Source organism: Stenotrophomonas sp., assembly GCF_031995405.1.
Taxonomy (GTDB): domain Bacteria; phylum Pseudomonadota; class Gammaproteobacteria; order Xanthomonadales; family Xanthomonadaceae; genus Stenotrophomonas.
In genome coordinates this window covers 17557-29314 of record NZ_DAMAGC010000044.1, presented here as the reverse complement: position 1 = coordinate 29314, position 11758 = coordinate 17557, and the positions used below count along the sequence as shown (strand labels likewise).

14 protein-coding genes are annotated in these 11758 nt (G+C 67.1%); 11 read left to right on the top strand and 3 right to left on the bottom strand.

The annotated features are described in order from the left end of the window. The first annotated feature begins 408 nt into the window (after positions 1–408). From RTO53_RS10090 to RTO53_RS10080, 3 genes are all read left to right on the top strand, one after another. The gene (locus RTO53_RS10090) at positions 409–717 is read left to right on the top strand and encodes a DUF3861 family protein (protein ID WP_312237665.1); all 309 of its coding nucleotides are present in this window, start codon (positions 409–411) and stop codon (positions 715–717) included. 49 nt (positions 718–766) lie between these two features. Next, positions 767–1303: a hypothetical protein gene (locus RTO53_RS10085; protein ID WP_312237664.1), complete on the top strand. Its 537-nt coding sequence runs from the start codon at positions 767–769 to the stop codon at positions 1301–1303. Between the two features lie 99 nt (positions 1304–1402). Then, a complete protein-coding gene (locus tag RTO53_RS10080) occupies positions 1403–1999 on the top strand; it encodes a DUF1439 domain-containing protein (protein WP_312237663.1) in 597 nt (198 codons plus the stop codon). A 69-nt stretch (positions 2000–2068) separates the two neighbouring features. Here RTO53_RS10080 and RTO53_RS10075 read toward each other — a convergent pair whose 3' ends face one another. Both RTO53_RS10075 and RTO53_RS10070 read right to left on the bottom strand, forming a co-directional pair. Continuing rightward, on the bottom strand, positions 2069–2611 hold the full coding sequence (locus tag RTO53_RS10075) for a type 1 glutamine amidotransferase domain-containing protein (RefSeq protein ID WP_312237662.1): 543 nt from the start codon (positions 2609–2611) through the stop codon (positions 2069–2071). A 138-nt stretch (positions 2612–2749) separates the two neighbouring features. Beyond that, on the bottom strand, positions 2750–3217 hold the full coding sequence (locus tag RTO53_RS10070) for an SET domain-containing protein-lysine N-methyltransferase (protein ID WP_312237661.1): 468 nt from the start codon (positions 3215–3217) through the stop codon (positions 2750–2752). A gap of 175 nt (positions 3218–3392) precedes the next feature. Between RTO53_RS10070 and RTO53_RS10065 the strand changes: the two genes are divergently transcribed. The 6 genes from RTO53_RS10065 (at position 3393) to RTO53_RS10040 (ending at position 9653) form a co-directional block, all read left to right on the top strand. Then, complete coding sequence (locus RTO53_RS10065) at positions 3393–3845, top strand: SUF system Fe-S cluster assembly regulator (protein ID WP_256777476.1); 453 nt, start codon at positions 3393–3395, stop codon at positions 3843–3845. Positions 3846–3861: 16 nt separating this feature from the next. Beyond that, positions 3862–5337 carry a Fe-S cluster assembly protein SufB gene (gene sufB, locus RTO53_RS10060; RefSeq protein WP_312237660.1) on the top strand — a complete coding sequence of 492 codons (1476 nt, stop codon included), beginning with the start codon at positions 3862–3864 and terminating at the stop codon, positions 5335–5337. Between the two features lie 67 nt (positions 5338–5404). Further along, on the top strand, positions 5405–6169 hold the full coding sequence (sufC, locus tag RTO53_RS10055) for a Fe-S cluster assembly ATPase SufC (RefSeq protein ID WP_312237659.1): 765 nt from the start codon (positions 5405–5407) through the stop codon (positions 6167–6169). Next, complete coding sequence (gene sufD, locus RTO53_RS10050; RefSeq protein WP_312237658.1) at positions 6169–7431, top strand: Fe-S cluster assembly protein SufD; 1263 nt, start codon at positions 6169–6171, stop codon at positions 7429–7431. The genes sufC and sufD overlap by 1 nt, the downstream gene beginning before the upstream one ends. Then, positions 7428–8684, top strand: coding sequence for a cysteine desulfurase (locus RTO53_RS10045; RefSeq protein ID WP_312237657.1), 1257 nt, complete (start codon positions 7428–7430; stop codon positions 8682–8684). The genes sufD and RTO53_RS10045 overlap by 4 nt, the downstream gene beginning before the upstream one ends. A gap of 279 nt (positions 8685–8963) precedes the next feature. Then, complete coding sequence (locus tag RTO53_RS10040; protein WP_312237656.1) at positions 8964–9653, top strand: energy transducer TonB; 690 nt, start codon at positions 8964–8966, stop codon at positions 9651–9653. A 9-nt stretch (positions 9654–9662) separates the two neighbouring features. Here the strand turns inward: RTO53_RS10040 and RTO53_RS10035 are convergent, their stop codons facing one another. Continuing rightward, the gene (locus RTO53_RS10035; RefSeq protein WP_312237655.1) at positions 9663–10097 is read right to left on the bottom strand and encodes a hypothetical protein; all 435 of its coding nucleotides are present in this window, start codon (positions 10095–10097) and stop codon (positions 9663–9665) included. Between the two features lie 734 nt (positions 10098–10831). On the opposite strand from RTO53_RS10035, the gene RTO53_RS10030 reads away from it, so the two are divergent. Further along, positions 10832–11368, top strand: a complete 537-nt coding sequence (locus tag RTO53_RS10030) for a GNAT family N-acetyltransferase (RefSeq protein WP_312237654.1) — start codon at positions 10832–10834, stop codon at positions 11366–11368. Further along, on the top strand, positions 11365–11697 hold the full coding sequence (locus tag RTO53_RS10025; RefSeq protein WP_256775751.1) for a non-heme iron oxygenase ferredoxin subunit: 333 nt from the start codon (positions 11365–11367) through the stop codon (positions 11695–11697). The genes RTO53_RS10030 and RTO53_RS10025 overlap by 4 nt, the downstream gene beginning before the upstream one ends. Positions 11698–11758: the final 61 nt, after the last annotated feature.

Here is an 11758-nt window from a genome sequence, read left to right as displayed (position 1 = left end):
CCAGGCTTTTCTGACGTCCGTCGGTGGGTCGGGCGCTGGGCCCGCATGCCCTTGGAGGCGAAATAAAGGAGGAGGCCGCCTCGCGGCCGGGGGCGTCGCCGGAAAGGGCATGCGGGCCCAGCGCCCGACCCACCGACCGCCTCGCGAAAAATGATTCAAGGCGCGCTTCGCGCTTGCTCCACATACAGACGAAAAACCTTCTTCTGCGCTGCTGCCCAGGTAGCGAAACACAGCGTTGCCCGATACGGCCAATCGCCCGGCACGGCGCGCAAAGCCTGCGGCCACGGCCCTCTCCATGCGTTGGCCTGCGCGTGGAACGCACAAGGTGGAACACTGCGTGCGACCGCACCGGTCGTCGCCGGCGATGCGCCCGCCTATGGTGGGCCTGTCCCCCCAACGCCAGCCGCCATGACCAGCCCCTCCCAGCGTTACCGCATTACCGTTACCCCGATCGAGAAGGACGGGTTGCAGTGCAGCGGACGCTGCACGATCGAACTGGAGCACCGCGCCCAGCAGGACTGGATGCGCCTGCTGGAAGTGGCGCGGCGACAGACCGGCCTCAGCGGTGACGAGCGCGCGGCGGCCATCGTGGCCACCCAGCTGCTGCATGACCTGGCCCAGCGCCACGCGCACGAACCGACGCATCCGCTGACCCGCCTGCAGCCGCAGCTGGGCGAAGTGCTCGGCGCGCTCCAGGACATCCAGCAGGCGCCCTGACGCTGGCGACCGCCCGCTACACTCTCCCCTTCTCCGGGGAGAGTCCGCCATGCGTCGTGCCGTGATCCTGTTGCCGCTCCTGCTGATGGGCGGATGTTCCTGCCAGCGCCATGCCGATGACGACGGCAGTGCCAAGGCAGATGCGACCGCGCCCGCGCCGGCCCCCGCCACGACCGATGATGCCCAGGCGGGCGCGCTGGCCACGATGGCGCCGGCGGTAGTGAGTGCCGTGCCGCCCGACGCAGCCGACGAGAACACCGTCGTGCGCAACTACTTCAACGCGGTGATGCGCCGCGATCATGCCGCCGCCGAGGCCCTGTGGAGCGGCGGTGCCGCAGGCCGGGACGATGCTGCCCTGCGCGGTCTCATGCAATTGCCTGGTGTGCGCGGCATACGCATGGAGAGTGACGTTCCCATCGCCCGCGATGCAGCGCAGCCCTCACGGTTGCGCGAGGTGCCGGTGACCATACGGGTCACTACCGCCGATCGGATCGTGCGCTACAAAGGCTGGTACCGGTTGCAACCGCGCGCCGATGGCAGTGGCTGGGAAATCCACGGCGCGTCACTGCAACCGGTGCTCGACTGAGGCTGCGGCAACGCCATGCGTGCGGCCAGACGCCGTCAAAGCTGGATTCAGCCGAAGGCGCTATCGTTGGCGTCTCTCTTCCCTGCCCGGCCTGACACCATGAACGCACGACCGCTGTTGTCCCGTCTTGCCGCCTGCACCCTACTGATCGCCGCAGCGGTGGGCGCACAGGCCGCACCCAGCGTGTCCGGCCGCCAGTTGTCGGTCGGCGCTCCCGACGTCCAGCAATATCTGGACAGCAGCTTCCCGCGGACCCAGGACGCCTTGGGCGGCCTGATCGCGATGACCATGAGCCACCCGAAGCTGGCGTTGCCGCAGGGCAACCGGCTGGACCTGGGCTTCGACATCGCCATGGCCACCGCCGGCAGTGCGCCGGCCGCACTGGGCAAGGTCAAGCTCAGCAGCGGGCTGCGCTACGACGCGCAGACCCAGGGCTTCCACCTGGACCAGCCGACCGTGGATGACTTCACCCCGGCCAACAATGGTGGCCGCCTGGACTCGCGCACGCGCAGCCTGCTCAACGCCTGGCTGACCGACTACGCGCGCCGCGAGCCGATCTACAAGATCGACCCGGCCGTGGCCGGCGTGCTCGGCGCGCTGCAGGTGCAGTCGGCCCAGGTCGAGAACGGCAAACTGGTGGTCACCTTCAACCAGGACCTCGGCAAGCTGGTACCGGCGGGCATGCTCGGCCGGTAGAGATCGATCGATGGTCGACACGCTCCGAACATGCGGCGGGTACCGACCGTGAATCGGTACCCGCACTGATCAACCGGCCAACGCCTTGGCCACCGCATCGGCGAACGCCGGGATGTCATCGGGCTTGCGGCTGGTGATCAGGTTGCCGTCCACCACCACTTCGGCATCGCGCCACTGTGCACCGGCGTTGCCGAGGTCGGTCTTCAGCGACGGCCACGAGGTCACCGCGCGACCCTTGGCCAACCCGGACTCCACCAGCAGCCACGGCCCGTGGCAGATCGCCGCGACCGGCTTGCCGGTGGCGCCAAAACCCTTGATGAAGGCCACCGCCTGCGCATCGATGCGCAGCTTGTCCGGGTTGATCACCCCGCCCGGCAGCACCAGCGCGTCATAGGTCTCGGGTTTGGCACTGGCCAGCGCCTGATCGACGGGGACGCTCTCGCCCCAGTCCTTGTCCTTCCAGCCGCGGATCTGACTGGCATCCCCGGGCGCGATCACCGTAACCGTAGCGCCCCAGGATTCCAGCAGGCGCTTGGGCTCCTGCAGCTCGGACTGTTCAAAACCGTCGGTGGCCAGAACCGCCACCTGCTTGCCGTTGAGTGCGTGTGCCATGGAAAGCTCCGTTGAAAAGGAGCTTCCAGTCTGCGCAGGACCGCATTGGGCAACAGTGACCGGCATGTGCACGGCGTGTCGGCATCCACCACCCTGCGCAGCGGGTACCGACCCAGGGCCGGTACGCCACCGACGATATCAGCGCTTGGGCTGCAGCATCGTCCCGGTGCATTTCTTCGAGCCGCAGCGGCATTCCCAGATCTTCTTCAGGCGCGCGGTGTGGCGCTCGGCCAGGGTGATGCCGTAGTTGTAGGTCAGCTCGTCGCCCGGCGTGATGTCCTTGATCGCCTCGATGAACACCTTGTCCTCGCGGCGGTTGTCGCCCTCGGCTTCTTCGATCACCGCTTCGCAGTTCGGCTCGCAGCTGTGGTTCAACCAGCGCGCGTCGTTGCCCTTGTAGTTGGCATCGATGACGTAATCGTCGTTCAGGGTGAACAGGAAGGTGTGCCCGCTTTCCACGTCCCCGGTATCATCGGCATCCACGTCGGCGTGGCTGCGCAGCAGCCCCTTGTACTGGATGACCCGCTCGCCCTTCTTGATCGGCGCCAGCGCGAATACGCCATTGCCATGGATGGAGGACTTGCGGGCTTGGATCTTCTTGGGCATCTGGCTGGCCGTTGCGAGAGGTAGGGACCGATTCTCGCTTAATCTTTGTGATTGCCAAAGCGACGCGGGCGCCCGCCCCCGCGAGGGCCTGCCGCGACGCCCCTGAACGGGGTGGGTTGGATGCCCGCGGAGAAAAGCGTACAATTTCAGTCCGCTTTAAGGTTCCGCCCTCCCCATGCTCCGCGTCACCAAGCTCACCGATTACGCCACCGTCGTGCTGACCGTGCTCGCCGCCCGCCCGGGCGAGGTGCTCAGTGCCACCGAGTTGGCCGAGTTCGCCAGCCTCGAACCGCCCACCGTCAGCAAGCTGCTCAAGCCGCTGGCCCAGGCCGGGCTGGTCGAAGGCCTGCGCGGCGTGCGCGGCGGCTATCGCCTGACCCGCGCGGCCGACCAGATCACCCTGTTCGAGATCGTGGAAGCCATGGAGGGCCCGCTGGGCCTGACCGAGTGCGCCCACGAGCACAGCCAGTGCGGGCGTGAGATGCAGTGCGGCGCGCGCAGCAGCTGGCGGCTGATCAACGACGTGGTGTCCGAAGCACTGCGTGCGGTCAGCCTGGCGCAGATCCTGCCCCCTCTTCCCCTTGTTGACGCTCCCCGCCGCGTGATCGCGGCGGATGTCGTCTCCTGATCCACAGGCAGCCCCCATGGCCACCGATACCCTCGACACCGTCGCCGCCGGCGATACCCCCAACCGCGAGATCCACGAGCAGCTCGGCCGCAAGTACGCGGCCGGCTTCATCACGGACATCGAATCGGACTCGCTGCCGCCTGGCCTGGACGAGGACACCATCCGTGCCCTGTCGGCCAAGAAGGAAGAGCCCGAATGGATGACGCAGTGGCGCCTGGAGGCCTACCGTCACTTCCTGACCATGCCGATGCCGGACTGGGCCAAGCTGGAGATCGCCGCGATCGACCTGCAGGCGCTCAGCTACTACTCCGCGCCCAAGGGCCCCAAGTACGCCTCGCTGGATGACGTGCCCAAGGAACTGCTGGACACCTACGACAAGCTGGGCGTGCCGCTGCACGAGCGTGCCAAGCTGGCTGGCGTGGCCGTGGATGCGGTGTTCGACTCGGTCTCGGTCGGCACCACCTTCCGCAAGGAACTGGCCGAGAAGGGCGTGATCTTCTGCTCGATGTCCGAAGCCATCAAGGAACACCCGGACCTGGTCAAGCAGTACCTGGGCACGGTGGTACCGGTCGGCGACAACTACTTCGCCGCGCTCAACTCGGCGGTGTTCTCCGACGGCAGCTTCGTGTTCATCCCCCGGGGCGTGCGCTGCCCGATGGAACTGAGCACCTACTTCCGCATCAACGCCGGCCATACCGGCCAGTTCGAGCGCACCCTGATCATCTGCGAGGACAAGGCGTACGTGTCCTACCTGGAAGGCTGCACCGCGCCGATGCGCGATGAGAACCAGCTGCACGCCGCAGTGGTCGAGCTGGTCGCGCTGGACGATGCCGAGATCAAGTACTCCACGGTGCAGAACTGGTACCCGGGCGATGAGAACGGCGTGGGCGGCATCTACAACTTCGTCACCAAGCGTGCCGAATGCCGTGGCGCCCGCAGCAAGGTCACCTGGACCCAGGTCGAGACCGGCTCGGCGATCACCTGGAAGTACCCGTCCTGCGTGCTGCTGGGCGACGACTCGGTGGGCGAGTTCCATTCGGTCGCGCTTACCCATCATCGCCAGCAGGCCGACACCGGCACCAAGATGATCCACATCGGCAAGCGCACCAAGAGCAAGATCGTCAGCAAGGGCATCAGCGCCGGTCGCGGCCAGAACACCTATCGTGGCCTGGTCAAGGTCGACCGCAATGCCGACGGCGCGCGCAACTACACCCAGTGCGATTCGCTGCTGATCGGCAAGAAGTCCGGCGCACACACCTTCCCGTACATCGAGGTCAAGAACCCGACTGCGACGGTGGAGCACGAAGCGACCACCTCCAAGATCTCCGACGACCAGCTGTTCTATTGCCGCGCACGCGGCATCGACCAGGAAAACGCGGTATCGATGATCGTCGACGGCTTCTGCAAGCAGGTCTTCCGCGAGCTGCCGATGGAGTTCGCGGTGGAAGCCAAGAAGCTGCTGGAAGTCTCGCTGGAAGGGTCTGTGGGTTAACCCGACAGCCGCCTTCGTTTGAATTTTTTCAGCCACGCATGGCGTGGCGCTATCCCGGATTCGTATCATGCTGAAGATCGACAACCTCCATGCCCGCATCGGCGACAAGGACATCCTCAAGGGCCTCTCGCTGGACGTGAAGCCGGGCCAGGTGCACGCCATCATGGGCCCCAACGGCGCCGGCAAGTCCACCCTGGGCAACGTGCTCGCCGGTCGGGAAGGCTATGACGTCAGCGCCGACAGCGTGCAGTTCGAAGGCCGCGACCTGCTGGACCTGGCGCCGGAAGAACGCGCCGCCGCCGGCCTGTTCCTGGCCTTCCAGTACCCGGTGGAAATCCCCGGCGTGAACAACACCTATTTCCTGCGCGCCGCGCTCAATGCCCAGCGCAAGTCGCGTGGCGAGGAAGAACTGGATTCGATGCAGTTCCTCAAGCTGGTGCGCCAGAAGCTGGCCGTGCTGCACCTGAAGGACGAACTGCTGCACCGTGGCGTCAATGAAGGCTTCTCCGGTGGTGAGAAGAAGCGCAACGAGATCTTCCAGCTGGCCGTGCTCGAGCCGAAGCTGGCGATCCTGGATGAAACCGACTCCGGCCTGGACATCGATGCGCTCAAGAGCGTAGCCGACGGCGTCAACGCGCTGCGCTCGCCGGACCGCTCGTTCATCGTGATCACCCATTACCAGCGCCTGCTCGACTACATCAAGCCGGACGTCGTGCATGTGCTGGCCGACGGCAGGATCGTGCAGACCGGTGGCCCGGAACTGGCGCTGGAACTGGAAGCCCACGGCTACCATTTCCTGAAGGATCGCGTCGTTCCCGAGGCAGCGGTCTGATGAGCGTCCTGCTGGATTCCCTCGCCAGCGGCTTCTGCGGCAGCGACGCGCGTCGCGCCGAACTGGATGCCGCCCTGCAGGCCGGCCTGCCCGGCCCGCGCACCGAAGCCTGGAAGTACACCTCCCTGCGCCAGCTGGAGCGCCGCAGCTTCAGCCCCGCCCCGCTTGCGGCCGCCGAGGTCGATGCTGCGCTGCTGGCCGACATCCCGTCGCCGCGCCTGGTGTTCGTCAACGGCCGTCCGTCCGATGCGCTGAGCGACCTGGGCGCACTGCCCGCCGGTGTGCAGCTGCAGACGCTGTCATCCGCGCTGGCCGCCGGCGATGAGGCCCTGCGCTTCCTCGGCCGTCGTTTCGAGCGCAGCGAAGAAGTCTTCGCCCGCCTCAACGCCGCCCTCGCCGATGAAGGCGTGCTGGTGCGCGTGGACGAGCAGGCACGGATCGACCTGCCGCTGCAGCTGGTGTTTGTCAGCGTGGCCGGCGCCGCCGACCTGGCCTGGCACCACCGTCATCTGATCGAACTGCGCAGCGGCGCCGCGCTCGGCGTGGTCGAGCATCACCTGCATGTGGGGGATGCCGCGCACCTGGGCAACACCCTGGTGCACGTGCACCTGGCCCAGGACGCCGTGCTCTCGCACGCCCGCGTGCAGGCCGACGCCACCCGCGCCACCAGCCTGCTGCGTACCGACGCCGTGCTGGCCCGCAATGCGCAGTACCGTCGCATCGACCTGGAACTGGGCGCCGCGCTCAGCCGCCACGAATTCAACGTGCGCCTGGAAGGCGACAACGCCCAGCTGACCGCCAACGGCGTGTTGCTCGGCAATGGCCGCCGCCACGTCGATACCCGCCTGGGCATCGAGCACATCGCGCGCGATACCGCCTCGGAGATGGTCTGGCGTGGCGTTGCCGCCAACCGCAGCCGGGTGGTCTTCCACGGCGGCATCCATATCCGCGCCGGCGCCGATGGCACCGATGCCAACCTGTCCAACAAGAACCTGCTGCTGTCGGCCGACGCCGAGATCGATACCCAGCCCACGCTGGTGATCGACGCCGACGAAGTGAAGGCCGCCCACGGCGCCACGGTTGGCCAGCTGGACACCAACGCGCTGTTCTACCTGCGCTCGCGCGGCCTGCCCGCCGACCAGGCCCAGCAGCTGCTCAGTGCCGCGTTCTGCCATGAACCGCTGAACGCGCTCGACGCACGCCTGACCGAACAGCTGCGCCGCCAGCTCGACCTGGCCCTGGCACGGGCAGGCGTGGCATGAACCTCTCCACCCCGCGCCCGGCTGCCGATACCGCGGCGGCCCCGGACTGGGACCGCGTCCGCCTCGACTTCCCGCTGCTGATGCGCGAAGTGCACGGCAAGCCGCTGGTCTATTTCGACAACGCCAACACCGGCCAGAAGCCGGTGCAGGTGATCGGCGCGGTGGACGAGTTCTACCGCCGCTACAACGCCAACGTGAGCCGCGCGGTGCATGCCCTGGGCACCGAGGCCACCGACGCCTACGAGGGCGCTCGCAACAAGCTGGCGCGCTTCCTCAACGTGCGCGCCAGCGAGCTGGTGCTGTGCAGCGGCACCACTTTCGCGATCAACCTGGTCGCCTACTCGTGGGCGCTGCCGCGGCTGAAGGCCGGCGATGTCATCCTGGTCTCGCGGATGGAGCACCACGCCAACATCGTGCCGTGGCAGCTGGTTGCCGAGCGCACCGGCGCCACCATCCGCGTGGCCGAGATCACCCCCGAAGGTGCGCTCGACCTGGACGCCCTGCGCCGTGCCATGACCGCCGAGGTCAAGCTGCTGGCCGTGGCCCACGTCTCCAACGTGCTCGGCACGGTCAACCCGGTCCGCGAGATCTGCCGTGAAGCGCGCAAGCGCGGCATCATCACCGTGGTCGACGGCTCCCAGGCCGTGCCGCACCGCAAGGTCGACGTGGCTGCCATCGGCTGCGACTTCTACGCCATCACCGGGCACAAGATGTGCGGCCCGACCGGCACCGGTGCGCTGTGGGCCCGCCGCGAGCACCTCGACGCGATGCCGCCGTTCATCGGCGGCGGCGAGATGATCAAGGAAGTCAGCTTCGAGGGCACCGTGTTCAACGATGCCCCGCACAAGTTCGAAGCCGGCACCCCCAACATCGCCGGCTTCATCGGCCTGGGCGTAGCCGTGGACTACCTCGAATCGCTGGGCCTGGCGCACGTGGAAACCCGCGAAGCCGAGCTGCTGGCACACTTCACCGAAGAGCTCGACAAGATCGACGGCCTGCGCATCTTCGGCACCACGCCGGACAAGGCGGCCGTGGTCTCGTTCCTGATCGAAGGCGCACACGCGCACGACCTGGCCACCCTGCTCGACCTGGAAGGCGTGGCCATCCGCTCGGGGCAGCACTGCGCGCACCCGCTGCTGCAGTACTACGGCGTGGCCGCCACCTGCCGGGCGTCGCTGGCGTTCTACAACACGCACGAGGAGATCGAGCGCTTCATCGTGGCCTTGAACAAGGTGCGCAAGCTGTTGGGCTAGGTGTCAGCGTCGCGTCGCACTGAAACGCCGTGGCCTGCCACGGCGTTTCTGTTTCCGGTGCAGTCGGTGGATCGTCGCTCACCGGTAAAAATGCAATAATGCGAACACTTCTCATTTGCGAAGTTGACCATGTCCCCGGTCGCCCCCTGCCCTGCTCCGACGTCCGGCGGGCTGCCGTCCCGGCGCAGTCGCGCTGAAATTGTCCCGCCATCCGGCGCGCATCTGCGCCGGGCTGAAGCACCGCGCGTCGACGCGCCGTATCGGTCACGGCCGTCGTTCATGGAGCGCCACGCGCAAGGTCTGGCCGCCAGCGTCACCGCCCTGGGCCACGTCCTGCTGGTCGCGTTGCTGGTCTGGACCAGCACCCCGCGCGCCGTGGCGCCATTGCTGCTGCCAGCCGAGCGCACCCAGCTGATCCTGCTGCCCCCGCGCGCGCCGGACGTGCCGCTGGAAGACATCGTCGCGCCCGTCCCCAGCACCGCAGCGTCCGTGCGCAGGCAGCAGCCCGAACCACCCCGCCCGTTGCCGAAGACACCCCCGCGCGCCATCGCGAACTGGGTGATACCGCCGCCCACGCCGCCGCAGCCCAGCCTGGACGCGAGTGCGCCCCAGCAGCAGGAAGCCTCCGTCGCCGCTGCACCGCCCAGTCCGCCCCTTCCCGCTGGCCCGAGCGAAGCCACCCCGGGTCGCGACAGTTGGGAAGGCCGGGTCATGGCGCGCCTGGAGCGCTTCCGCCGCTACCCCAATGCCGCACGCGCACGCCGCCAGGAAGGCGTTGCCCAACTCCGCGTCAGCGTCGCCCGCGACGGCAACCTGCTCGACCTGTCGCTGGCGCAGAGCTCGGGCTTCGCACTGCTGGACCAGGCAGCGCTCGACACGTTCCGCCGCGCCGCCCCCTTGCCCAAGGTGCCCGATGACCGCCCGGCGCCGGTCGAGCTCCTGTTCCCGGTCGAATTCTTCATGCGCTGAGGCGCCGCCCTAGCGGGCGACGGATTCGGCCTGCTGCACGCGCGCGATCTGATCAGCCAACAGCTGCGCCGACGGATCGACGGCGCTCGCCCGCTTCGCCGAGGCCAGTGCATCCTCCAGCAACCGGGAACGCACCTGCGGGTCCTGCTCTTCCTGTGAGGCCGCGAAGCACCACGCCGCATGGTGATACAACTCCGACGGATCCCCCAGTTTCCGCGCACGAACCCGCCACGGGCCTGCGAGCCCGTCCACGTCGCCACTGGCTTCGTAGTGCGAGATCAGCCGCTTGATGGCGAGGAGGTCTCCCCCTTGGGCTTTGGCCAGAACCTGCGCGGTCTGTTCCGGGGAAAGATAGGTCCCGCTGGACGTCGACGACCCTCGACACGCGGCCAGCAGAAAGAATACCGCGCACGACAGTACGCACAGCATCAGAAACTGTTTCACGAAGAGCACCAGCGGAGATGGGGGAGGAAGACGCGTTGCCCGGCTGTCACCACGGCAACGGCACGGCACCTGTCGTGCATCGCACTATTTCAATCGTTGCGACGCGATAGCAGCAGACGCAGGTCATCCTAGGCTGCATTCCGATAGGTAACCAACGCAGTGTTTTGATGATTCGGCGCGTGATGATTCACGCTGTCGCATGCAAACGTTTACATCCAACATCATTTCAATGGATGCGTTTACTCGGGCAACGTGTCGGTAAAACCGCTCCGAGACTGTCAGCGAACAGTTGGTTTCACGAAGTCGCGATCCATATTCGGCGCGATGCTCGGATAAACCGTGTCTCGCGAGAGGCCAGCTCAGGACAAGACGCATCGTGAAGGCGCGTCATCGATATCAGCATGTACCCCACCGCTGGCATTTTTCAATCGGATCACCCCGGTGAAATCCGGGCCTGCCTTGGAGATGCGCTGGTCATTCCGGATGGACCGTGAACGTCAACAGCGTTCTCGTTTCGCTGCGTCGCTCATCGGCAGCGGATAGCGGATAGCGATGCGTCATCGCGCGGTGCCGAGCATGGCTCGGCACTACCAGTTCGACGACTCGATCCGACGATCCGCCATTCCGCTGTTTGCCGCTCCGCGATTGCCAATCACCCGTCCCCCGGTAGCGGGCAGCCAACCGCCTGCCCCTGCCCCCTCCCCGCCACCGCCTGCCCCGCCTAGAATGTGCCCATGAGCACCCTGACCTTCCGATCGGCCACCGCTGCCGACATCCCCGCCCTGATTGCCCTGGTCACCTCGGCCTATCGCGGCGACGCCAGCCGTGCCGGCTGGACCACCGAAGCCGACCTGCTGGACGGCGCCCGCATCGACGCCGAAGGCCTGCAGGCCGATCTGTCACGTCCGCGTTCGACCATCCTGCTGGCCGAGCGCGATGGCCAGCTGCTGGCCTGCGCCCACGTGGCCGATGACCACGGCAAGGGCTATTTCGGCATGTTCTCGGTCGATCCGGCCCAGCAGGGCGGCGGCATCGGCAAGGTGATGATCGACGCCGCCGAGGCGCATGCCGCGCGCGAATGGGGCGTGCCGGTGATGCAGATGACGGTGATCGACGTGCGCGAGGAGCTGATCGCCTTCTATGAGCGACGCGGCTATGTGCGCACCGGGATCAAGAAGCCGTTCCCGTACGGCGACGCGCGCTTCGGCACGCCCAAGCGCGACGACCTGCGCTTTGAGATCCTGGAAAAGCCGCTGGCGGTCCAGGCGTGAGCGAGACCTGGACCTTCGTCTGCGCCAGCGCCGAGCTGCTGGCCGGGGAAATGAAGAGCACCTTCGACGAGGTCACCGGCACCCCGATCGTGGTGTTCAACCTGGACGGCGAGCTCTACGCGCTGGAAGACCAGTGCACCCACGATGAGTTCGAGCTGTCCTCGGGCACGTTCGACACCGCCGAAGCCAGCATCGAGTGCGTCCTGCATGGGGCACGCTTCGATATCCGCGACGGCCGCGCCCTGTGCGCCCCGGCCTATTCACCGGTGGCGAAGTTCCCGGTGAAGCGCGAACACGACGGGGTCTGGACCCGCGACGACCGGGACTGAACGCCCGGCGTTTTGAAAATGCGAATTGCTAGCATTACCATGTGCACCGCGGCCGCCCGGC

Bases quoted from the DNA above. Each gene is read 5' to 3' on its own strand.
- RTO53_RS10070 (WP_312237661.1), bottom strand. From the start codon at position 3,217: ATGCCCAAGAAGATCCAAGCCCGCAAGTCCTCCATCCATGGCAATGGC.
- RTO53_RS10045 (WP_312237657.1), top strand. From the start codon at position 7,428: ATGAACCTCTCCACCCCGCGCCCGGCTGCCGATACCGCGGCGGCCCCG.
- sufC (WP_312237659.1), top strand. From the start codon at position 5,405: ATGCTGAAGATCGACAACCTCCATGCCCGCATCGGCGACAAGGACATC.
- RTO53_RS10080 (WP_312237663.1), top strand. From the start codon at position 1,403: ATGAACGCACGACCGCTGTTGTCCCGTCTTGCCGCCTGCACCCTACTG.
- sufD (WP_312237658.1), top strand. From the start codon at position 6,169: ATGAGCGTCCTGCTGGATTCCCTCGCCAGCGGCTTCTGCGGCAGCGAC.
- sufB (WP_312237660.1), top strand. From the start codon at position 3,862: ATGGCCACCGATACCCTCGACACCGTCGCCGCCGGCGATACCCCCAAC.
- RTO53_RS10030 (WP_312237654.1), top strand. From the start codon at position 10,832: ATGAGCACCCTGACCTTCCGATCGGCCACCGCTGCCGACATCCCCGCC.
- RTO53_RS10065 (WP_256777476.1), top strand. From the start codon at position 3,393: ATGCTCCGCGTCACCAAGCTCACCGATTACGCCACCGTCGTGCTGACC.
- RTO53_RS10075 (WP_312237662.1), bottom strand. From the start codon at position 2,611: ATGGCACACGCACTCAACGGCAAGCAGGTGGCGGTTCTGGCCACCGAC.
- RTO53_RS10085 (WP_312237664.1), top strand. From the start codon at position 767: ATGCGTCGTGCCGTGATCCTGTTGCCGCTCCTGCTGATGGGCGGATGT.
- RTO53_RS10090 (WP_312237665.1), top strand. From the start codon at position 409: ATGACCAGCCCCTCCCAGCGTTACCGCATTACCGTTACCCCGATCGAG.
- RTO53_RS10040 (WP_312237656.1), top strand. From the start codon at position 8,964: ATGGAGCGCCACGCGCAAGGTCTGGCCGCCAGCGTCACCGCCCTGGGC.